The sequence below is a fragment of the Hufsiella arboris genome, from assembly GCF_009834875.1.
Classification (GTDB): domain Bacteria; phylum Bacteroidota; class Bacteroidia; order Sphingobacteriales; family Sphingobacteriaceae; genus Hufsiella_A; species Hufsiella_A arboris.
Genome location: NZ_WVHT01000005.1, coordinates 357,121 through 381,150, shown reverse-complemented (window position 1 = coordinate 381,150; position 24,030 = coordinate 357,121). Strand labels below are relative to the sequence as shown.

The 24,030-nt window shown below is 43.0% G+C and carries 11 protein-coding genes; 6 read left to right on the top strand and 5 right to left on the bottom strand.

All coding sequences use genetic code 11. The features are described from left to right. Positions 1-7: 7 nt before the first annotated feature. The 3 genes from GS399_RS12860 to GS399_RS12850 are packed head-to-tail and all read right to left on the bottom strand — an operon-like array spanning position 8 to position 5,410. On the bottom strand, positions 8-2,665 hold the full coding sequence (locus tag GS399_RS12860; RefSeq protein ID WP_202409449.1) for a glycoside hydrolase family 2 protein: 2,658 nt from the start codon (positions 2,663-2,665) through the stop codon (positions 8-10). 54 nt (positions 2,666-2,719) lie between these two features. Further along, entirely contained in the window at positions 2,720-4,177 is a 1,458-nt protein-coding gene (locus tag GS399_RS12855) for an alpha-L-fucosidase (protein WP_160845042.1), read from the bottom strand. Between the two features lie 9 nt (positions 4,178-4,186). Continuing rightward, entirely contained in the window at positions 4,187-5,410 is a 1,224-nt protein-coding gene (locus GS399_RS12850; protein ID WP_237487938.1) for an ROK family protein, read from the bottom strand. Positions 5,411-5,726: 316 nt separating this feature from the next. On the opposite strand from GS399_RS12850, the gene GS399_RS12845 reads away from it, so the two are divergent. Both GS399_RS12845 and GS399_RS12840 read left to right on the top strand, forming a co-directional pair. Beyond that, the gene (locus tag GS399_RS12845; RefSeq protein ID WP_160845041.1) at positions 5,727-8,891 is read left to right on the top strand and encodes a SusC/RagA family TonB-linked outer membrane protein; all 3,165 of its coding nucleotides are present in this window, start codon (positions 5,727-5,729) and stop codon (positions 8,889-8,891) included. A gap of 26 nt (positions 8,892-8,917) precedes the next feature. Continuing rightward, complete coding sequence (locus GS399_RS12840; RefSeq protein WP_160845040.1) at positions 8,918-10,549, top strand: SusD/RagB family nutrient-binding outer membrane lipoprotein; 1,632 nt, start codon at positions 8,918-8,920, stop codon at positions 10,547-10,549. 55 nt (positions 10,550-10,604) lie between these two features. On the opposite strand, the gene GS399_RS12835 is transcribed toward GS399_RS12840, so the two are convergent. Beyond that, positions 10,605-11,807 (bottom strand): ROK family protein, encoded by a 1,203-nt coding sequence (locus GS399_RS12835; protein WP_160845039.1) that lies wholly within the window; start codon positions 11,805-11,807, stop codon positions 10,605-10,607. Positions 11,808-12,108: 301 nt separating this feature from the next. Here GS399_RS12835 and GS399_RS12830 point away from each other — a divergent pair, with 301 nt between their 5' ends. From GS399_RS12830 to GS399_RS12815, 4 genes are all read left to right on the top strand, one after another. Further along, positions 12,109-15,315 (top strand): SusC/RagA family TonB-linked outer membrane protein, encoded by a 3,207-nt coding sequence (locus GS399_RS12830; RefSeq protein WP_160845038.1) that lies wholly within the window; start codon positions 12,109-12,111, stop codon positions 15,313-15,315. Between the two features lie 5 nt (positions 15,316-15,320). Beyond that, a complete protein-coding gene (locus GS399_RS12825) occupies positions 15,321-16,913 on the top strand; it encodes a SusD/RagB family nutrient-binding outer membrane lipoprotein (RefSeq protein ID WP_160845037.1) in 1,593 nt (530 codons plus the stop codon). A gap of 122 nt (positions 16,914-17,035) precedes the next feature. Then, a complete protein-coding gene (locus GS399_RS12820) occupies positions 17,036-20,341 on the top strand; it encodes a VCBS repeat-containing protein (RefSeq protein WP_160845036.1) in 3,306 nt (1,101 codons plus the stop codon). Continuing rightward, the gene (locus GS399_RS12815) at positions 20,338-21,666 is read left to right on the top strand and encodes a vanadium-dependent haloperoxidase (RefSeq protein WP_160845035.1); all 1,329 of its coding nucleotides are present in this window, start codon (positions 20,338-20,340) and stop codon (positions 21,664-21,666) included. Before GS399_RS12820 ends, GS399_RS12815 begins: the two co-directional genes overlap by 4 nt. A gap of 27 nt (positions 21,667-21,693) precedes the next feature. Here GS399_RS12815 and GS399_RS12810 read toward each other — a convergent pair whose 3' ends face one another. Continuing rightward, on the bottom strand, positions 21,694-23,934 hold the full coding sequence (locus tag GS399_RS12810; RefSeq protein WP_160845034.1) for a GH92 family glycosyl hydrolase: 2,241 nt from the start codon (positions 23,932-23,934) through the stop codon (positions 21,694-21,696). Between the last annotated feature and the right edge of the window lie 96 nt (positions 23,935-24,030).

The window sequence follows — 24,030 nt, the reverse complement described above, 5'->3', positions numbered from 1 at the left end:
ACGCTGTTTATTTTATACTTATCATTTTTTCCGACAAATTCCAGCCGCTAATCATAAGCAGAGGTTGATCTTTGTTCGTGACGTCTTTGTATTCAAGCAAAACCTTCTTTGAATCTCCAGGCAATACAGATATATAGTTATCCGAGTAAAAGACCGGCAATAGACGTTTGTGAGTGGCAGGATCCACCAACGACAGGCGGTTAAAAAAGGCCATCGGAGATCCGGAAGGATTGTTCAAAGTCGCCTCAATCTTGCCATTATTGATTTTTTTCGCTGTTACTTCAAGCTTCGACACAGGCATATTCTTAAGTCCTGAATAGTTTCCCTTTTCGTCTGCCAGCCAATAAATATTCTCGCTCAACTTTTCCTTATTTTTAGTCAGGAGCTGTAAAACCAAAAACACCCCCTTTTCCTTTGCCATTTTCTCTACAACTGGCTTTATGGGCAAGAAATTTTTAACAGACGACGGCTGGACTTCCACAAATATCTGGGTGAGTAAACTATCCTTCCCATCCATATCAGCCACACGCACAGCCAGCATCAGGTCGCGTTTCGCCTCAAAATGATTGTTTACAATGCTGACCATTCCCGTCACTGGGTTATACATCGGGTGAAGCATTTCGCTGCCATTGTGCAGGCCATATAAACAAGCGTTTGGATCAAGATAGTAATCATACATCTGGCCGCGCATGGCCGTCCAGGGGTTTTGGGTTTTCCAAATGATTGTACCGGTATACCAGCTCCACATATGTGAGCTAAACCCTTCCATCAGGGCACGATACTGGTCATAGTTTACCAACTGCGCTTTAGTGGCAAAATCTTTTGCATCAGAAACTTTACCATATGGATCAATCGATTTATCATACCCGATATACTTATGATAATCCCATACCGAATCTACTTTTGATTTACCGCCTTCCGAGTACCCGGGAGCAATTCTGTTTTTTTCAGGAATAAACCGTTCAAGTGATTCATAGTCGCCAACGCCGACCGAGCCTACTTCCGAATTAAACGGGAATGTTTTTGTCTCCCAGAATGTCGCAATATCCTGAATACCGTAAGGACCATCACCATTTCCACCGAGCGTATTCAGCGACATTTTATCAGAATTTGAATATTCTATAAACCAACGGGTTCCATCAAGTTTTGGCAAGATGCTATCACGCATTGCGAGCAAAATATCTTCCGGCGGCGTTATCTCATTTCCACCACACCACATGGCGAGTGACGGATGATTTCTCACCAATTTGATCTGATCCGCGACAGACTTTAAAAACAAACTGTGGTCATCCGGATATTTCCGCCGCGTCCATTGATCATCAGCTTTCATGGGGTCGAGCCATTTCCCGTTAGCATCTCCGGACATCCAGAAATCCTGAAATACCAGCATGCCGTATTTATCGCATGCGGCGTAAAACTCAGGGCGTTCAACGAGCGCACCGCCCCAAATCCGGATCAGATTTAAATTCATATCGCGGTGAAAACGCACTTCGGCATCATACCTGGCATCTGAAAAACGCAACATTGCATCCGAAATAATCCAGTTACCACCTTTAATAAATATTTTCTGTCCATTTACCGTGACGTAAGCGCTATGTGTTTCGTTATTCCAGGCGGATTTTATTTCGCGAACACCTACAGAAATGTTTTCCGCATCGGATAAACTACCGCCAGCAAAAAACTCAATTTTTGCATTATAGAGATTTTGCGGTCCATAACCGTGCGGCCACCACAGCTTAGGATTGGCAAGTGTCAGATCCGAAAGAGTGAATTCCTGCGAAGTATTTGGCGCGACAGTCACATTTTTTGAAACGGATTTTCCATCAATAGAAAGTTTCAAAATTCCTTTTACAGTCGCCGAGGTAGAGTTTTGAAGTTCAGCTGATGCCTTAACAATAGCCGGCCGCTGCTCGCCGGTAACATGGCGTGTTCCAGGCACGATTGTTACGACGTGTGGATTTATCAGATTAATTGACCCGGTTTTTTCAATCGTTACTTGATCCCAAATCCCGGTATTGCGGTCTCGCATTGGCTGTATCCAATCCCATCCAGCCGTGTATTGCAAGCCAACTCCTTTGGCGATGCGTCCGTCACCGCCCTGGCCACCGTTTGGATTTCCGACAGGATCAGGGGGATAAACCAATACCGCCAACCGGTTTTGTCCCGCTTTATTTAACAGCGATGTGATATTATACGATTGACGCAGGAACATGCCCTTATGCGTTTGTTTATTGACTTTCTTTCCGTTCAGATAAATTTCGCAACTATAATTAACGCCCCGAAAATTCAGATATACCTGCTGGCCGGGTACAGTAATCTTTTCTGTAAAGTCCTTCACGAACCAATAAGTATAGTAATCCCGGCCGGTTTGATAAATATCCTTGATCAAATTGTTATTCATACCATAAAACGGATCAGGAACCTTCGAATTATTCAATAAAGTCGTTAGCACAGTTCCCGGAACAGTGGCGGGTATCCAACTATTTATTTTGAAAGATTGCGAAGAAATATTGAAGCCGTTTGCAGTTACTTCCGAAACCGGTGCACATTTCCATCCGGCATTTAACTCATACGAGGTTTGGGCCCTGATATTTAAACCTGGCAATAAGAACAAGATCATTGCAGGGAACATCAGGCGCCGGGCTAAAGAGACTGGCAGCTGCATTCGGTTCGGATTGAAACGCAGGATAAGAGCTCGCAATGTGTTCAGTTTTAATTGTTAATACTCAATTTTAAAACAAGCTGCCGATTTCAAACCAGCGGTATTTGCTGAAGAAGGCAAGGTAAGAGAAATGCCATTTTCAGTTTGTCTCCAACGAAGTTTAACATTGCTTCCTAAAAGGCTTACCTTTTTCAGCTTTTCAGAACCTTCCAACGGAATCTCCATTGTCGACGGAAAATTGATTGACTTGTTATCGAAAAGCTTAAAAGCGTAGATTGTATTAGAATTCTTATTTTTTGTGTAGAAGATGTCGCCGGCAGAGTATGGGGCCACGGCGCGTGAATTATAAATACCTTCTCCATTAATTTTCATCCAGTCACCGATATCGCTTAAACGTTTGTAAGCTTCCGGATCCCAGTCACCATCCGGCCCCGGACCAATATTCATCAGAAAATTGCCTCCCCGGGATACTACTTTTATTAAAAGCTGGATAATTTTTTGGCTCGATTTATATTGATCACCCGGCACGTAACTCCAGGAGTTTCCCATGGTCATACAGGTTTCCCACGGACTGCCCAACGGCCTTTCAGGAACTTCCTGTTCGGGGGTTGTGTAATTCTCGTAAGGCCCGGCCACTGTACGGTCTACCACAATTAAGCCAGGCTGATTTCTCCGGCCCATCGCAGCAATTTTCGCCATATCGATATCCTGGTCATAAGGAATCGTTCGTTGCCAGTCGACGGCCGTATCGATCGTATTTTTCGGGCGGACCCATCCTCCGTCAAGCCACAATATATCGACCTTACCGTAACCGGTCATTAACTCCTGTATTTGATTAAAAGTGAAGTCTTTGAACTTATTCCATTTCTCAGGATATTTTGAAGGGTCGTAATTTACATTGCGATCTTTTGGCGGGAAATATGGCCACCAATAGTCCGGCGAGTGCCAATCGGCTTTTGAAAAGTATGCCCCGATCATAAAGTTATCCTTCCTGAAGCTGTTAAAAATTTCCTTCGTCACATTGGCGCGTGAATCTTTCGAGAAAGGAGTTTTGGAATCTGTAATTTTATAATCCGTTTGCTTTGTGTCAAACATCGAAAAGCCATCATGATGCTTTGTTGTAAAGATCATGTATTTCATCCCGGCATATTTTGCGGCTTTTACCCACTTTTCAGGATTAAATTTTACGGGATTAAACGTTGTCTGAAGATTTTCGTAGGCTTTTTTATAACCTTCATAAGTTTCCGAATAAGGGCCTTTCCGCTGAGTCCATCCTTCATCTTCCGGGCAAATACTCCAGCTTTCAACAACTCCCCATTGGCTGTAGGTTCCCCAATGCATAAACAGTCCGAATTTCAGATCCTGCCATTGCTCAAGTTTCTGACGTACAGCAGGATCTTCCGGCTGTTGATATTCTTTGGACATGTTATGCTGCTGTGCAGTACCAGCAGTTGCAGATAAAATTAAACAAGCGGCAAACAGGCATTTAACTAAGTTTTCGTAGGATGATGTCATACAGCTAATTTACGTTACCGCTTCGATACTATTAAGCTTCTCTTCGAGTGCTTTTCCAAAATTCTCCACGACCAGCGCGGCTCCTCCGATCAGCTGAGCCCGTGTATTCAGATCTGATATCTTAAACTCGGTAAACTGTGTCAGTCTTGGAATGCAGTGTTCGTTAATCGCCTGCTGAATCGGCGCCAGCCACAACTTCCCTACCATACTGCCTTTTCCGCTCAATACAATCGCTCCGGGATTCATCAGGTGAATCAGTATTGCCAGTCCCTGACCTACATGATACGCCGCTTCTGATATCAGCTTTACCGAGAATACATCGCCCTTAATTGCTTCGGCGATGATGATATCTGCATTGATTTCCGGGTAATTCGCCAGGCTCGTTGTCAAGCCTTCCTTTATCCCCTGCCTGGCATTTGCCGTTACAGCAATCAGCGAGGCTTCTGTTTCCAAACAACCGTGCTTGCCACAAGTACATAACTTCCCGTTTTTAAACAACGGAATATGGCTGAACTCGCCAGCCAACCCATTGTTGCCTGTAAATAACTGGTCGTTTAAAATCATCCCCAACCCGATCCCCCAGCCCAGGTTCAGTACCATCACGTTTTTGATATGCGCCGCCACACCGAACTTCTGTTCTGCTATGGCAATGGCCGTTGAATCGTTCTCTAAAAATACCGGAATTGATATCTGTTGCTGGATATAGCCCACCAGCGACTCGCCAGCAATACTGGAATAAGTATAATTGACATTTTGCTCCGTGTCAATGAAACCCGGCATCGTTAATCCGACACCAATGATCGTCTCTCTTGCTATCTCCTTCTTCTCAAGAAATTCATTGATATAAGCAATCAATGCATCCGGTGTCAGTTCGTTAATAGGAAATTCATAACGCTCCGTGTCAGTTACAAACGCGTTATTCATATCCACTATAACCATCTGGGCCGAAAACTGATCCATCGCCACCGACAATATATAATGGGAATCGGCAACAAGAGAATATACAAGCGGCTTACGGCCCCCGCTCGAACTGGCATAACCGTTCACCGTCACGTAGCCCGCTTTTGTCAGTTCCCCCAAAACTTTAATCACATGAGGAATACTCTTTCCTGTCAGGTTACTCACCTCAGTACTCGTCGCTACCTTATTATAATACAAACACTTTATTGTCTCGCTGTTTGAAAACAACGGGCTTAGCTTATTAACGGGCATAATTAAATAATAGTAATACATATTTAAAGATTTTTTTCGACTTCTTAAAAGACTTTTTAAAAATTTAAAAAAGTATTCTTGTTTTTGGAAATAAAAAATTAATTTAGATTTTGTATTTAATTAATAAAGGGATTGTGAATAACCATTAAAATCTTGAAAGTATTGATTCTTATTTCATAAAAAATGATTTAATTTTTAAAAAATCATACTAAATCGACCAAATATTTTAAAAAATACCAATTTTATATTCAATTTAGTTTTATATTTTATTTTAAAAAGTTCTCACATATTAATAATTGAATAATATCACACAATAATTTATACCAAACCAACTTTTATGAATTTCAAATCTTTACAAAAAAGCAAAAAAGGCAACCCATGGCGACATGGGGTACTCGCCGTCCTGCTAGTGGGCACTATGTGCCCAGTTGACAGAATTTATGCAGCTATGCCAGCACACAATCTTTTTACAGCTGCTAAGCAAACTGCCATAAGAGGAAAAGTCACGGATGAATTAGGAGCTCCGATCCAGGGGGTCTCAGTAAAAATCAAGGGATCCACAACTGGGGTTATCACCGATGTTAACGGTATTTACAATTTAAATGCAAATGGCAATGCTATTCTTGTTTTCTCCGCGGTCGGATTTGAAACCACCGAGGTTCAGGTAAACAACCGTTCCACTGTAAACATTCAACTCGCTGGGAGCACCAAACAATTAACTGAAGTTGTAGTAACAGCGTTGGGAGTGAAAAAACAAGCAAGAGCTGTTGGGACATCGACGACTACTGTAGACGGATCGAAATTTACTCAATCACGTGAGACGAACCTCGCGAATGCGCTTACAGGTCAGGTTGCCGGTGTTAGCGTTTCCGGTACATCAACAGGGCCATCGGGAAGCGGTCGTGTTACAATCCGTGGTAACTCTTCGCTTACAGCGAACAACCAGCCATTATATGTTCTTGATGGAATTCCCGTATCAAATTCGAATGCCGGCTCCTCCGGACAATGGGGTGGCGCGGATTATGGTGATGTGCTTAGCACGATCAACCCGGATAATATTCAGAATATAACCGTACTTAAATCAGCTGCGGCTTCAGCATTATACGGTTATCGTGGTGCAAACGGCGCAATTTTAATTACTACAAAGTCGGGACAGGGTTCAAAAGGTATCGGAATCGACTTGAACTCCAATACAACATTTAGCAATGTAGACGACCAACGTGATTATCAATATGCATACGGACAAGGTTCACAAGGCATAAAGCCCGCTAATGCTAATGCTGCTCTTGGAACTTCGACATTTAGCTGGGGATCTAAACTTGACGGATCTCAAGCGGTAAATTTTTTGGGTGACAATTATGCATATATCGCTCAGAAGAATAACTTCAAAAACTTTTACGAAACAGGGATCAACAATCAAAGCACCGTTGCCTTTTCAGGGAATGCCGATCTAGGAAATTTCAGGTTATCACTAATGAACAACTATATGAAAAATCCTATTCCGAATTCTAATTTGAAACAACAGGGTCTTAATTTAAACTCCACAATCAATATTAATAAAAAACTCACGACCACTGTTACTGCGGACTATATTTTTGAAACAGTAAAAAATAGGGCTTCTTTTTCCGATGCTCCAGGGAATGTTTTAGCAGGCCCTTTATATCTTGCCAATAGCTTTGATATCAGGCTACTTGAAAACTATAAAACCGCAACAGGATCAGAGATTTTACCTGGTGCCGACACCTATTTTAATAACCCTTACTTCGTAGCTTATGCCTATCAAAATTCAACCAAGCGCAGTAGGTTAACTGGTGGTGTGACTTTGAAATATGAAATCACTAATTGGTTAACTGCTCAGGGCCAAGTAACTCGTGATGGAAATACTCTTGATTTAGTTAACGTGCTTCCATCGGGAACAGGTTATCAACCAGGTGGGAGCTTAACACAATATACAGACACCTATCGTGAACTCAACTATGGAGGATCTTTAGATTTCAATAAAAAATTTGGCGAATTTTCGACTAAGCTTCTTTTAGGAGGCAATTCTCAGGATGATCTGACTTCTCGTAATGGCATTGTTGGAGCTAGTCCATTCATTGTTCCCGGGTTTTACACTCCGAGTAATATAAGCAGAAAGCCGCTTGAATACCAATACACTCATCTTAGAGTGAACTCATTATTCGCAAGTGCCGATTTGGGTTACAAAAATTGGTTGTTTTTAACGTTAACCGGCCGCCAAGACTGGTATTCAACTCTCGCAATAAACTCAAACACGATTTTCTATCCTTCCGCAGCGGCTAGTTTCGTTTTTTCAGATGCGTTTAAACTTCCAGATTTTATCAGCTTCGGTAAACTCCGGGCTTCAACAGCCAGAAGCTCAAAAGGCGCTGACCCTTATTTGAATGTTTTGACTTACGGATTGCAAGGTTATACAATTAATGACCAAACTGTTGGATACATAACACAAAATGCTGTTCCAAATCCAAATCTTAAACCGGTAAAAATCTCCGAAAAAGAGATAGGCCTTAACATGGATTTTTTTGATAGCAGAGTCGGATTCGATGTGGCCTTTTACGATAAAACCACTAAAGATGACATACTTCCGGTTACGATATCTCCAACATCAGGATACACTGGCCGTAATATAAATATCGGCGAGATGCAAAATAGAGGTTTTGAATTATTGCTAAACGCCACACCGTTGAAATTCGGAAGCTTCGTATGGAATACCTCGTTTAATATCGGTATAAATAATAATAAAGTTATTGCACTAGCGCCTGGACAAGATGCCATTGTAGTTGACGGAGCGTTTCCTCGTTGGGGTAACGGCGTGAGCATTCAGCAGGTAGTTGGTAAACCGTACGCACAAATTGTAGGCTACGCATATAAAAGAAATGAAGGAGGCCAGATAATATATGATGCAGACGGTCTGCCTGAGAGATCTAACCTGCCAGTGCCACTTGGGTCGGGTGTATACAAAACGACCGGTGGATTTAGCAATGACTTTAAGTTCAAGTCATTTAGTGCCTCGATTTTGTTTGACTTCAAATACGGTGCAAAAATCTATTCTGGAACCAACTTGTTGTTATACAACGATGGCCTTCAACAAAAAACACTTGGAGGAAGAGAAGGCGGATACGTTGGACCGGGTGTAAACGAAGCCGGCCAGCCGAACACCGTTGCGGTTCCTGCACAAACATACTGGCAGGCGATTTCGGCACAAGACGATCATCATGTAACGGAGGAATTTGTATACGATGCTAGTTTTATTAAGCTCCGTAGCGCTTCAATCGGATACAGTTTGCCAGCCTCCGTATTGGGAAAATCACCAGTAAAGGGTTTAACAATTTCATTAATCGGTCGCAACTTGGCAACCATTATGAAGCACACTCCAAATATCGATCCGGAATCAAATCTGACAGGCGGAAACGGGCAAGGACTTGAATTGACAGGATATCCTTATATCCGATCACTTGGATTTAACTTAAATGTCAAGTTCTAAGCGATAATTTTTAATTAGTAATTACAATGAAAAAGAAATATATACTAATACCAGCACTTGCAGGATTGTTAATCACCGCAGGTTGCGATAAAAATTTTGAAGAAATAAACACAGACCCTACAAAATTAAATTCAGCGTCAATGAATTATAATTTTCTTTTCACAACAGCTGAGTTGGTTACTTCGGGTAATAGTGATGCAAACGCTTATGAAGATTGGCGAGGAAACCTGATTTACGCGTCAACAATGGTTCAACATTTGTCTTCTACCACAGGATATTGGGCCGGCGACAAATACACCCTGAATGGCGGTTACTTGTCTGCATACTGGGATGTCAATTATCCGAACAGTATAAAAAACATTACGGACATTATTGAAAATGTAAAAAGTAATCCCAATCAAACAAACTTTTATAATATTTCCCGAATTTTTAAAGTTTTTATGTTTCAACGCATGACAGATCTTTATGGAGATATTCCATACAGCCAGTCAGGTCAGGCATATTTGTCGCAAAACCTCACACCGGTTTATGATTCACAGGAATCAATCTATGCAGACATGTTGAAGGAATTGGACGAGGCCGCTGCTGCCTTAAATGCTGCATCACCTAATACTGTTGGAGCAGCCGATATGCTATACGGAGGAGATGTGTCGAAGTGGAAAAAATTCGCCTATTCTGAAATGCTTCGCTTGGCGATGAGATTAATTAAAGTTAAGCCACAGGATGCAAAAACTTGGGCTGCAAAAGCGGCTGCTGGAGGAGTAATGACAGCTATTTCTGACAATGCGATATTGCAGCATCCCAATCTGGCGCCACAAAATAATTTAGCAAATGGCACCGGATCCGTTCTGATCTCACAAGACCCGAACGCAACTCGCATTAGTAAGACATTTATGGACTATCTTAAATCGTCTGGTGATCCGAGAACGCGATTTATTGCGACATTGGTAACTCCTTCAAATATCGGTACCAATACCGATCCGGCAGTTCCCGGTTATGATGCCAATACCAATACGATTGATTATGGCGACACAACTGTTACCAAACAGTTAGGCCAGCCAAATGGCTACGATGTGACAGGCACCAGAGGCATCAACACCGCTCCCAACTGGCCTGGCGCACAGTACAAATATTCTGTTGTTAACCGTTACACTGTTGCTCGTTTTGAAGCCCCGACATTCTTTTTAACTGCTGCAGAAACACAACTTTTATTGGCAGAGGCAGCCGAGCGTGGATATGTAAGCGGAAGTGCGGCAACCTTTTATACAGCGGGGGTTACAGCGGCGATGCAGCAATTTGCTCAATATAATTTAGGTGCAGTTTCGGGAATTAATGTTCCTGCATCTGAAATCGCCTATTTCTTAAGTAAAAATCCTTATGCTGGCGGTGCTGCCGGAATCAGCCAGATAAACACCCAGTATTGGGTTGCTAGTTTTGGCGATGAATATGAAGCATGGACTAACTGGAGAAGAAGTGGAATTCCTGCGCTTACTCCTGTTGCGGCATATCCGGGAAATGCAACCAACGGTACCATTCCGAGACGCTATACTTATCCGACAAATGAAGCAGCAGTTAATCCCCAAAATTACCAGGATGCTGTGAATCGTTTATCTGGTGGAGATAAGATGACTTCTCGTGTGTGGTGGGATAAACAATAATTATTATAAACAAAGAAGGCTGCAATTATGCAGCCTTCTTTGTTTATAATAATTACTAAACTTCCATCTTTATTTGATTGAATTTTTGATGAAGTGCTTTTTCAAAATTCTCCACGACCAGCGCGGCTCCTCCGATCAGCTGAGCCCGTGTATTCAGATCTGATATCTTAAACTCGGTAAACTGTGTCAGTCTTGGAATGCAGTGTTCGTTAATCGCCTGCTGAATCGGCGCCAGCCACAACTTCCCTACCATACTGCCTTTTCCACTCAATACAATCGCTCCGGGATTCATCAGGTGAATCAGTATTGCCAGTCCCTGACCTACATGATACGCCGCTTCTGATATCAGCTTTACCGAGAATACATCGCCCTTAATTGCTTCGGCGATGATGATATCTGCATTGATTTCCGGGTAATTCGCCAGGCTCGTTGTCAAGCCTTCCTTTATCCCCTGCCTGGCATTTGCCGTTACAGCAATCAGCGAGGCTTCTGTTTCCAAACAACCGTGCTTGCCACAGGTACATAACTTCCCGTTTTTAAACAACGGAATATGGCTGAACTCGCCAGCCAACCCATTGTTGCCTGTAAATAACTGGTCGTTTAAAATCATCCCCAACCCGATCCCCCAGCCCAGGTTCAGTACCATCACGTTTTTGATATGCGCCGCCACACCGAACTTCTGTTCTGCTATGGCAATGGCCGTTGAATCGTTCTCTAAAAATACCGGAATTGATATCTGTTGCTGGATATAGCCCACCAGCGACTCGCCAGCAATACTTGAATAAGTATAATTGACATTTTGCTCCGTGTCAATGAAACCCGGCATCGTTAATCCGACACCAATGATCGTCTCTCTTGCTATCTCCTTCTTCTCAAGAAATTCATTGATATAAGCAATCAATGCATCCGGTGTCAGTTCGTTAATAGGAAATTCATAACGCTCCGTGTCAGTTACAAACGCGTTATTCATATCCACTATAACCATCTGGGCCGAAAACTGATCCATCGCCACCGACAATATATAATGGGAATCGGCAACAAGAGAATATACAAGAGGCTTACGGCCCCCGCTCGAACTGGCATAACCGTTCACCGTCACGTAGCCCGCTTTTGTCAGTTCCCCCAAAACTTTAATCACATGAGGAATACTCTTTCCTGTCAGGTTACTCACCTCAGTACTCGTCGCTACCTTATTATAATACAAACACTTTATCGTCTCGCTGTGCGTAACCAGAATTTCAAGCTTAGAAGTAGACATAGTTATAATTGGCAATTAAAAATAAATTTTATACTTTTTAAAAAATTTACAAAGTATTTGCGTTTACGTAAAAGAATTTTTACCTTGGAAATTAGTTTCTTAACAAATTTATTCTTTTACAAGCACAAATAATAATGCATGTAAATTGACTGTTTCGAACATTCCTAAGCAAACACATCTCACTTAATTTATAAACACATGACGAAAAACAACAAATTTTAATCGCTGTAACCGCAAGGCTTGCAGCCATCTCTCTAAACTGCCTTGCAAAACACACTCATCACCAAACCAAGTAAAAAGTATGAAAATCAATAACCACGTAAAAAAGACGAAGGTTAAGGATAGCTTTCCTCGGCTTAACCTGACTACTAAACTTGCGGTTGCGTCCTTATTCCTCTTACATTTTGACGCCTCAGCAAATGCTAATGTACTTAGCCCTCTCATAAACACATCCGGGTCTACCACATTCCTTACACCTTTTACAAACAATGCAGATATCAGAATCAGCGGTAAAGTTGTAGACGAAAAAGGTGAGCCTTTGGTTGGCGTTTCGGTAAAAATTAAATCTACAAACACCGGGGTCGTAACAAACGCATCGGGTTCTTTCAGTTTGACAGTACCGGACAATGCCACGCTCGTTTTCACTTATATCGGATATAATACGCAGGAAATAGCGGTAGCAGGGAAAACTACGCTTAACGTGTCAATGACACCAAATGCTAAAAATCTAACTGAAGTGGTTGTAACAGCCCTTGGTATCAGAAAGGATCAGAAAAAATTGGGCTACGCAGTTACGACCGTCAATGGCACTGATTTAAACCAGGCAAAAGAATCAAATGTTGCAATGTCCTTATCAGGACGAGTTGCGGGATTAAGCGTTAGTGGCGCTAATGGCGGCCCTGGTTCATCTGCCCGTGTATTGCTTCGCGGCTTAACAAGTTTCAGCGCTGGATCTCCGCTCTACGTTATCAATGGCGTCCCGATGGATAACACGCAACGAGGTGCATCCGGAGAGTGGGGCGGAGCTGATTATGGCGACGGTATTTCCAATTTAAACCCGGACGACATTGAAACAATGACAGTTCTGAAAGGACAATCAGCTTCCGCACTTTACGGATCGCGCGCTGCAAACGGTGTTATTTTGATAACAACAAAGTCCGGAAAGAAAAACAGCGGCTTTGGCGTTGAATTTAACAGTAACGGTCAGTTTGATCAGCCTGTTGATAATACTGATTTCCAGGATGTTTATGGGCAAGGCCAATATGGCGCAAAACCGGCAACTGCCGCGGCAGCGCTTCTTGCGGGAAACCTTGGATGGGGAGCGCGATTAGATGGTTCCCAGGTTATTCAATTTGACGGCAACTCATATCCATATGCAAATGCCGGTAATAATTATTTGTCCTTTTACCGCACGGCGCCAAGTTTCACAAATACACTTTCATTAACAAGTGGTGGCGAAAACGGAAATGCCAGGTTATCAATTGCTGATTATAGGGGAAATTCAATCATCCCAAACAGTTACCTCGACCGAAAATCGTTCAACTTTAACGGAACTCAAAATATCTCTAAAAAGTTAGAAGTAACACTGGTAGCCAACTATTTAATCGAACGGGCGAAAAACAGACCTTCCCTGAGTGACGGGCCAGGAAACCCAAACAACGTCCAGTTTCTAGCAGCAAACGAAGACCCAAGCATTTTATCTCCCGGAACAGCGGCTAATGGACGCGAGTTAACTTTTACAAATGACACGTATGTAACCAACCCTTACTTCGCAGCTTATAATTTCTCAAAAAACACTGATAGAAAGCGCTTGATATCGTCTATTGCGGCTAAATATAGCTTTACCGACTGGTTATTCGCACAGGTCCGTGTTGGATATGACAACATCAATGACGATCGTACCGACATCGAACCAACTGGAACTGCATACCGAAATGACAACGGAACAATGACCGAATACGGCTATGTAACAAATGAGATCAACTACGACGCTCTGATCAACGGAAGACATGACCTGGTAAAAAACCTACTGAATCTTGATCTTTCGATAGGAGGAAATATTCGTAAAAGCTCGTATGATGGGACTTCAATTGCTGGTTTGAATGGATTTATTATTCCGTATTACTACAACATTACCAACTTCTCGGCTAGAAATGCACGACCTATCGATAACAATTCGAAAAAGCAAGTAAACTCAGCTTACTATTCAGCCGACTTCTCTTTTAAGGATTATTTGATTTTGAGCACAACAGGACGCTATGATGTGTACAGCAGCATTTCGGAAGATGTTGGAAGAGGAATTTTCTCACCATCTGTTTCAGGAAGCTTCATTTTTTCTGAGCTTTTAAACTCTGACAAACTGAGCTATGGAAAAGCGCGTTTGTCGTATTCGCAAACCAGCGGCGACCCGGATGCTTACACCAACACTGTTTATTACAATGTAAACAACTCAATTAATGGTGTGCCTGCAGGAGGTTTTTCAACTCAGCTGCCAAATTTATTTTTAAAACCATTCACTCTTCGCGAAGTAGAGGCCGGTTTGGAATTTAAATTTTTCGGTGACCGGTTAGGATTCGACATTGCCTACTTTACCCGCAAAACTAAAAACGAGATCATTAACAGTACGATCGATCCGTCAAGCGGCTACAATAACAAGTTCATTGGTACTGGATCTACTCAGAACCGCGGCGTTGAATTAGAAATCCATGGAACTCCCGTACGCTCGGCTTCCGGATTTGTCTGGACACCTTCCTTTAACTTTACGTATGTTAAGAATAAGATCCTGCAAACCGATGGCGTTACAAACTCAAACGTCGCATTAGGAACTTACCGCCCTCTAAATGCGAGTCTTGCACTTGTGGCTGGCCTGCCAGGTCCTCAGATTATGGCCAATGATTACGTACGCGACGCAAACGGAAAAATCGTTGTTGATGGCACTGGAGTTCCGGTTCAGGGTCCTCTCCAGGCGATGGGTTCAACCATTCCGAAGTATTACGGAGGATTTAATAACAACTTCGTTTACAAACAATTTAACTTGTCGTTCCTTGCCGATTACAAGTTTGGCAACAAAGTTTTATCTGCAACCAACTACTACAGTATTTTCCGCGGCTTGAATGAAATGACACTGGATGGTCGTGAAACAGGTGTCACTGTAGATGGAGTTACTTCAACAGGGGCGGCTAATACAGTCAATATAAATGCACAGGATTATTACCAAAATTTAGCACGCCGGATTTCGTCGTTAAACGTGCTTGACGGAAGCTTTATCAAATTGCGACAGGTAACATTTGGTTATTCTCTACCAAGAAACATACTTGCCAAAACACCATTCAACGGTATAACCGTGTCTTTCGTTGCACGTAACCTCTGGACGATCATGAAGCGTACGGACAACATTGATCCGGAATCAGGAATCTCAAATGATATCCGTTACACGGGTATTGAAGGCACGAGTTTACCTGCAACAAGAACCTATGGATTTAACGTAAACTTTAAATTTAAAAACTAACAGACATGAAAAAACGACTCATATATCTTATTGCAGCCGCTTCTTTTATGGCTAGCTGTACCAAGGATTTCGATGATATAAACACGAATCCGAATAAGACAACAGCAGATTTGTTTAATCCGAATTACCTGATGTCTCAGGCGCAATTGCAATTCTCACAAACAGGATATGACCAGTTGTTATTTCAAAGTATGTGGACTCAATCGCTTGCCTCTACATTCAGTTATTATAGCAATGGCGACAAATACGTTTTGGGAGGTAGTGGAACCAGTTACTATAGCCGCACCTGGAACAGGGGCTATGGAGCCCTAACACTGGTTGACGAAATGAAAAACTTAGTTGCGGGGAAACCAGAGTACAACAACCTCGACAACTGTGGCACAATCCTTCGCGTAATGTTCATTCAACGTGTTACCGACCTATATGGAGATGTTCCTTATTCTGAAGAAGGACAAGGAAAAACAGGTAATACAACGCCTAAATTTGATTCGCAGAAAGATATCTACACTGCGATGCTGACCCAATTAGAGGCCGCTTCCGCAGCGCTGGATGTATCAAAGGATAAACCAACATCTGACCTGTTCTATGGTGGAGACATTGCGAAATGGAAACGCCTGGCAAATACGCTGATGCTTCATGCTGCAATGCGCTTAGTTAAGGTCGATCCTGGAACCGCTCAAAAGTATGCAGAAAAAGCATACGCAGCCGGAACAATGACCAGTATCGCTGATAACGCTTTTGTTAGAACCGATAACGCGAACGGAAATGCAAACGACAACACGAATGCATATCTGGTTACAGACGATTTCCGCGAAGTTCGTTGGGCAAAAACGCTGATGGACTACATGTTATCGAATAACGATCCACGTGTTTCGGCCATTGCTGAAATTTCAGCAGGCACCGGCAAAGCCGCTAACGAAAAGCAGAGTGCTGGTATATCTACGTATGAAGTGCAAATAGGAATGCCCAACGGTTACGACCTTAACGGTGGAGCTACCGACATTTCTAAGGCGCCCGGCTACCCTGGAGTTTCCCCTGCGGATCCTACTGTTGCCAATGACGCAGCTGCGCCCGATGGAAAATACTCTCGTCCGCGTTATGCTGTTTATGGCGATCGGAGTGCTTCGAACATCATATTAACTTATGGCGAGTCGGAGCTATTACTTGCCGAAGCGGCTACAAGAGGCTGGAATACGGGAGCAGCAGCGACTCACTTTTCAAATGCCCTGACTGCCGATATGCTGACACTGACTCAGCTAAATTCAACACCGGCTGCCGTAGTTGATGCTGGAAGCATCGCTAGCTATGTTGCTGCTCATCCATTGGTTCCGGCGACTGCCTTACAGCAAATTAACATGGAGTATTGGGTTCATACCTCTGCTACCTTCAATTTCAATGAAACATTTGCGAATTGGAGAAGATCAGGATTTCCTGTACTCACTCCTGTGTCGTACCCTGGACAATATATCGCTGGCGGAATTCCCAGAAGAATGCCATATCCGATTACTTTACCACAAACCAATGGTGCGAACTTCCAGGCTGCAGTGTCAGCTATGGGTGGCGACACTTTTTCAACAAGAGTTTGGTGGGATAAATAATTAACGAATTAAAATCTTTTACATAAAGAGACCTACTGGTCTCTTTATGTATTTATAAGCAATCTAAACACTTTTTTTGCCGACAAACTATTAACTTTTGCATTTAAATCCGGCTAGGTCTCATGTCTAAAATTAAAGCTCTCTTCTCGTCTTCATCCTGGCTTTTGCGATGCTGTTTACAAACTGGTCTAATACTCTCTGTTGTTCCGTCGGTGGCTCAACAACCCCTTTTTAATCTCCTTGATCCGAAGCAAACAAGTATCCATTTCAGTAATGACATCAAGGAAAACGAAGCACTCAATGTGCTTTCCTACGAATATTTTTATAACGGTGGCGGAGTGGCCGTTGGCGATGTAAATAATGATGGTCTTCCCGATCTTTTTTTTACCGGCAACATGACAGCCAACAAGCTCTATCTGAACCAGGGAAACTTGAAATTTAAAGACGTCACAAAAAATGCTGGAAAAGGCTTGGAAGGCCGGCCCGGAAGCTGGAAAACTGGCGTGGCAATGGCCGACGTAAATAGTGATGGTTGGCTGGATATTTATGTTTGCTATTCAGGTACTGCGGAACCCGACAAAAGAAAAAATCAACTTTTTATAAACAACCAAAACGGCACTTTCACCGAAAAGGCCAAGGAATTCGGACTTGACAACTCCGGCTACAGCACACAAGCTGCATTTTTTGATTATGACAACGATGGAGATCTCGATATGATGCTGATCAATCATAATATCAAAAAAATTGATAATATGGAGCTGGCTCAGGTCAAAAGCATGACCGACGAATATGCAGAGAATAAACTCTTTGAAAACAATGGAAATCATTTCACCGACGTATCAAAAAAAGCGGGAATTATCCAAAACCCGCTTACGTTTGGCCTTGGTATCGCCATCGCTGATGTGAATAAGGATGGCTGGCAGGATATTTATGTCACCAATGATTATAACGAACCCGATTATCTCTATATCAATAATCACAACGGCACATTCACCGATAAATCGAAAAGCTTTTTTAAACACCTCTCGCATTTTTCTATGGGGGTGGATATTGCTGATTACAATAATGACGCGCTCCCCGATGTATTAACCCTCGATATGCTTCCGCCGGATAATCATCGTCAGAAATCGCTGCAGCTGGAAGAAAACTATGAGTCATTCGCGCTGATGCAAACGCAAGGCTTATACAAACAATATATGCGGAATATGCTCCAGCTCAACAATGGCAACGAAACATTCAGCGAAATTGCTCAGCTGACAGGCCTGGCCGCAACCGATTGGAGCTGGTGTCCGTTATTTGCCGATTTCGACAATGACGGATATAAAGACATCTTCATAACGAACGGATATCTCCGTGATTATACCAATAAAGATTTCCTCCGTTATTGGGGCGATTATAAAATAAAAAAAGCGATGGCCCGGGAACCATTTCTTCTGATGGATCTGGTGACGGCAATGCCTTCAACAAAACTTCCCAATTATATTTTCAGAAATAATCAAGATCTGACATTTACAAACGAACAATCGGCCTGGGGGATGACGAATCCGTCGATCTCAAGTGCAGCAGTTTACGCAGACCTGGATAATGACGGCGACCTTGACCTGGTTGTTAGCAACATAAACGAAGAAGCATCGCTTTATCAAAACACGGCTAGTGACACTAGGAAAGCGTCTTTTTTGACTATTAAACTTACTGGTTATCCGATAAATACTAACGCCGTCGGGGCAAAAATTCATATTTACAACAGGAACACACAGCAATACCAGGAGTTAAATCCAGGTCGCGGTTATCTTTCAAGCATTTCAACGGTGCTCAATTTTGGGCTAGGAAAGGAAGATCATGCCGATTCAATTCGCATCATCTGGCCTGACGGAAAAGTACAGCGCCTGAAGGATATAAAATCAAACCAGCATCTGACGGTCAATTATAAACCGGAGACAGGTTCGTTCGCAGATCTTCCTAAAACAGGAAAACCATATTTAACAGAAAACGCGCCGCTGATAAGTTTTCAGCCTAAAGAAAATACAATTAATGATTTTAAGCGCCAGCTGCTGATGCTTTTCATGTATTCGAAAACTTCGCCGGTGTTGGCCAAAGCTGACATAAATAAGGATGGGCTTGAAGATCTTTTCATCAGCGGCGATCAGGAATCGCCCGGAAAAATTTTTATTCAGCAAAGCGATGGCAGTTTTCAGTTTTCAGACCTTTTGGGTGGAAACCAAACTTCAACGGTCTCGGCAGCGGCTTTTTTTGATGCTAACGGCGACGGCTTTCCGGATCTTTACCTGGCCAAAGGAGGATATTCCCTTTATCAGCCGAATACGCCCGAGTTGCAGGATCAGCTTTTCATCAATAATGGCAAGGGCATTTTTAATTCAGCACCTCTTCCGGATGTTTCAGCAAGCAGCAAATCCTGTATTCGCCCGTGTGATTTCGACGGAGACGGTGACATAGACCTTTTTATCGGCGGACGCGTTATTCCGGGCGAATACCCTAAAGCCGCTAAAAGCTATCTCCTCGTTAACGGGGGAAAAGGAATGTTCACGGTAGCACAAACGCCCTTTGCAGATGCCGGAATGGTTACCGACGCTCAATGGACAGACATTGATAAAGACGGCAGAAAAGACCTTATTGTATGTGGAGAGATGATGCCAATAAAAGTCTACAAAAACACAGCAGGTGGCTTTGAAGATAAATCTTCAGAATATTTCTCAGCGCCGCAAAGCGGATTGTGGTTTTCTCTGACAGTCGCAGACATCAACGCTGATGGCTCGCCGGATCTGATAGTCGGCAATCTCGGGTTAAACTCTCCGGTGCATGCGACAGTTGCTCAACCTGCCGAATTGTATTTTGATGATTTCGACAGTAACGGCTCTATCGATCCCTTTTTTAATTTCTATAATGGAGACACATCATATCCATTCGTAAGCCGCGACGAATTAAATGAACAGATCTACCCGATGCGGAAAAAGTTCGGTTCTTACAAAGCTTATGCCGACGTTTCAATGAAAGATATTTTCACGCAGGAACAACTTAACAAAGCCGGCAAGCTTCAGGCGACAACTACCGAAACAACTTGCTACATTTTCCGCGACGGCAAGTATCAGCCTGCAGCACTACCGCTCGAAGCCCAGTTCGCGCCGGTCACGGCGACGATTGCACGTGATTTTAACGGCGACGGAAAAATAGATCTCCTATTATTGGGCAACCATTCAGATAACCGCCTGAAGATGGGAAGTATTGATGCAAATTATGGCGTTCTCTTAACCGGAGACGGGAAAGGGAGTTTCAGTTATCAATCGCAAACAGTGAGTGGACTTTCAGTAAAAGGAGATGTTAAATCCGCGCTGGAAATCAGGATTAATAACACAAATTATCTGGTAATCGGCCAGGCAAATGAACCGGTTAAGTTTTACAAAGAACAATGAAATTTTTAAAAAACGTCGTCTTTATCCTGTTTTTCAGCGCCAGTGTTTGCTTTGCCGACAGCAAAAAAAATCAGCCTGCTTATCTCGAAATCGCACCTGTTATAAACTCGATAAACATGGTGATGATTCACGATGTGATCAGCCCTCCGGTTGCTGCGAGGTATTATGCGTACTCCATGTTGTCGGCTTATAAAATTATCTCTGAAAACAATAAAGGTATTCCCGCAGCCGGTACATTCATTAAAAATTTTCCAAAAAACAATAGCGCCGCTCAGGATGAAGCATATACGATTGCCGCTATTTACAGTATGCTGGAAACCGCCAAAATAATGCTGCCGTCAGGATATATGATTCAGGATGATCAGGACAATTATATCCGGTTATTAAAAAAGAACAAAATCCGTCAGGAGGTAATTGACAAGGCTATTGCGATGGCTGCCAAATCTTCGGAAGAAGTGATCAGTTTTTCGAAATCGGACAATTACAGCAAATTAAGCGCGATGTTGCGTTATACACCAATAAAAGGAGACGCGTTCTGGTATCCGACACCGCCGTCTTACCTGGATGCCGTTGAACCTAACTGGAATCGCATTCGTCCATTGGTAATCGATTCAGCTGCACAATTTAAGCCTGCGCCTCCGGTCGCATTCAGTAAAGACTCTACCAGCAAGTTTTTCAAAATGGCGAAGGAAGTGTATACAACAGTTAAACAAGCGGATAACGGAAAAATTTTAATGGCATCGTTTTGGGACTGTAACCCTTTTGCTATCACCACTTCAGGGCACATGAACATCGGCTTTAAAAAGATCAGCCCCGGCGGCCACTGGATGAATATTGCCGCGCTGGCTGTGAAAAAAGCGAATCTGAGCACGGACGAATCTGTAGAAGTCATGACAATTGAAGCGATCACCCTGATGGATGGGTTTATCGGATGTTGGGACGAAAAGTATCGTAGCAGCCGTGTGCGGCCGGAAACTTACATCAATCGTATTATTGATATTAACTGGAAGCCTTATCTGCAAACTCCCCCCTTTCCAGAATACACCAGCGGGCACGCCGTTGTTTCAAATTCTTCTGCCACCATACTAACGTATTTGCTCGGCGACAATTTCGCCTATACCGATGATACCGAACTTCCATTTGGTTTAGGTCCGCGGTCGTTTAAATCCTTTAAGCAAGCCGCGGCGGAAGCTTCCATCTCACGTTTGTATGGCGGCATCCATTACCGGGATAGCATTGAAGAAGGGAACAGACAGGGCGTAGCCGTTGCAACAAACGTTATCGAGAAAATAAAAAAGGCCGGAGTAAAACCTATCCGTCAATAAAAAAGCGGCTTCATCGCCGCTTTAGTATTATTTGTGCTTGTCCGTCATTCTAATCACCAGCTTTCCTCCGTTCATAACATCCTGGTAGCTAATATAAAAATGGTCATACTTCTTGCCATTTAACGTGATATCATCAATATAGATATTCTTAGATGAGTTATTCTGAACATCGATTGTAAACGTTTTATTTTCAGGCAAGCTGATCACCGCTGAATTAATAGTCGGACTACCAAAAACATATTGTCCGCTTACGGGATTTACCTGGTAAAACCCAAGACTGGATAATACATACCAGGCCGACATTTGTCCGACGTCTTCATTACCTATAATTCCATCAGGTTTATCTGTGTAAAAATTATTCAGAATAAAACGCACATTTTCGGCCGTCTTCCATGGCTGGTCAACAAAAGAATAAAGGTACGTGATATGATGGCTTGGCTCATTTCCATGTGCATACTGCCCTATTAAACCGCTAACATCGGGGGATGCTTCCTTTCCCATATCGCCTTTGGCTATAAACAGCGAATCCAGTTTTTTGATGAACGCATCTTTACCGCCCATCAGCTTAACAAGCCCTTCGACATCCTGCGGTACCAGCCAGGTATATTGCCAGGCATTTCCTTCTGTGTAATCATCCTGCCGGTGACGTGATACAAACGGGCTGAATGGCGTTCGCCATTCGGTCTCGCTTAGACGGCCTCGCATGAAACCTGACTGTTTATCGAAATAGTTTTGGTAATTATGCCCCCGTTTGAAAAAATAGTTGTAGTCGGTATTATTTCCTATCTTTTTGGCCATTTGTGATATACCATAATCGTCGATCGCGTACTCCAGCCCCATTGCAACGCTCTCAACTGTGCTGTCGGCTGGAATGAAACCATATTTTTTGTACAAGTTTAAACCGCCGAAATTGTCACGCATAGCAGTGGTTTTTACAGCTTCGTATGCCAATTTTGAATCAAAACCTTTAAAGCCTTTAAGATAGGCGTCAACCACTACAGGCACCGCACTATAACCAACCATGGTGTTTGTCTCACATCCCATCAAGTGCCACATCGGGAGACTTCCCTGCTGTTCATAAACAGCGAGCATCGTATTAATAATGTCATTAACGCGTTCAGGCTGGATAAGCGTATAAAGCGGGTGCAGCGCTCTGTAAGTATCCCAAAGTGAATAAGTGGTCGTATTTTGAAATGATGCTTTCCGGTAAACTTTTTTATCTGTGCCCCGGTAATCGTTATTGACATCATTGAAGGTTGAAGGCGCAATCATCGTATGATACATCGCCGTATAAAACTTCTTCATTTGAGAAAGTGAGTCGGTTTTTACCGAGACCTTACTCAGCTGTTTATTCCAGGCCTGGTCGGCTCGAACGACAATTTCCGAAAAGTTCCAGGCGGGAATCTCTTTGCTGATATTGAGCATCGCATTCGCCGAACTCACGGGTGAAATTCCGACTTTAACAAATACTTTTTCATTTGCCTTTGTTACGAAGGATGTAACGCCCTTTACCTTTTTACCTTTCAGTTCTGCCCCGGTCGCCAATGTGGTGGAGTCATAAACGGCGAATTCTTTTATCGGTTTTGAAAACACGGCTGTAAAGTAAATACGCTGATCCCTGGACCAACCTTTTGAGAACCGGTACCCTTCTATAGTGGTGCTGTTCACCTGTTTGATGTAGGTTTCAACCGGCTGGTCCCAACCAATTCCCTGTTCCAGATCGATAATTATGTGCGCATCGTTTGCAGCCGGAAAAGTATACTCATGAAAACCTACACGGTTCGTCGCGGTGAGTTGCACGCCGATATTGTAGCGTTTAAGTTTCACCTTGTAATATCCCGGCTTAACCGTTTCATCCGCATGGCTGAACAATGAATAATAACCCTGTTGCTGAGAGTCTTTAGGCCCTCCGGCATGAGTCATGACAGGGCCGGTTGTAGGCATTACCGAGATATCACCCAAATCTCCAATACCTGTGCCGCTTAAATGTGTATGCTGAAACCCAAGAATGGTAGAATCGGAAATATGATAGCCGGAACACCAATCCCAGCCTTCGTGAATATTGGTAGGGCCAAGCTGTACAGCACCAAAAGGTACCGATGCACCGACGAAAACATGGCCATGAAAGCCCGTTCCTATCAATGGATCGACGTACTTTGTAAGGCTGGGCGTTGCAGCTACCGTTTGTTTTTTTACCTGGCTGTAGCCTGACATTGCAACAGCTAAAAGTATTGAAGAAGTTATATAAAGTTTTCTAATAGCCATCATTTAACAGAATTTACAGCAAGTTGCCAAAACATTCAGAACGTCAGCCTGAAAAGTAACTATTGGACAATACCCGTTTTCAAGAAAGTGCTGTCGGTT

Coding starts and splice junctions, on each gene's coding strand:
- GS399_RS12860 (WP_202409449.1), bottom strand. CDS start 2,665: ATGCAGCTGCCAGTCTCTTTAGCCCGGCGCCTGATGTTCCCTGCAATG.
- GS399_RS12855 (WP_160845042.1), bottom strand. CDS start 4,177: ATGACATCATCCTACGAAAACTTAGTTAAATGCCTGTTTGCCGCTTGT.
- GS399_RS12850 (WP_237487938.1), bottom strand. CDS start 5,410: ATGTATTACTATTATTTAATTATGCCCGTTAATAAGCTAAGCCCGTTG.
- GS399_RS12845 (WP_160845041.1), top strand. CDS start 5,727: ATGAATTTCAAATCTTTACAAAAAAGCAAAAAAGGCAACCCATGGCGA.
- GS399_RS12840 (WP_160845040.1), top strand. CDS start 8,918: ATGAAAAAGAAATATATACTAATACCAGCACTTGCAGGATTGTTAATC.
- GS399_RS12835 (WP_160845039.1), bottom strand. CDS start 11,807: ATGTCTACTTCTAAGCTTGAAATTCTGGTTACGCACAGCGAGACGATA.
- GS399_RS12830 (WP_160845038.1), top strand. CDS start 12,109: ATGAAAATCAATAACCACGTAAAAAAGACGAAGGTTAAGGATAGCTTT.
- GS399_RS12825 (WP_160845037.1), top strand. CDS start 15,321: ATGAAAAAACGACTCATATATCTTATTGCAGCCGCTTCTTTTATGGCT.
- GS399_RS12820 (WP_160845036.1), top strand. CDS start 17,036: ATGTCTAAAATTAAAGCTCTCTTCTCGTCTTCATCCTGGCTTTTGCGA.
- GS399_RS12815 (WP_160845035.1), top strand. CDS start 20,338: ATGAAATTTTTAAAAAACGTCGTCTTTATCCTGTTTTTCAGCGCCAGT.
- GS399_RS12810 (WP_160845034.1), bottom strand. CDS start 23,934: ATGATGGCTATTAGAAAACTTTATATAACTTCTTCAATACTTTTAGCT.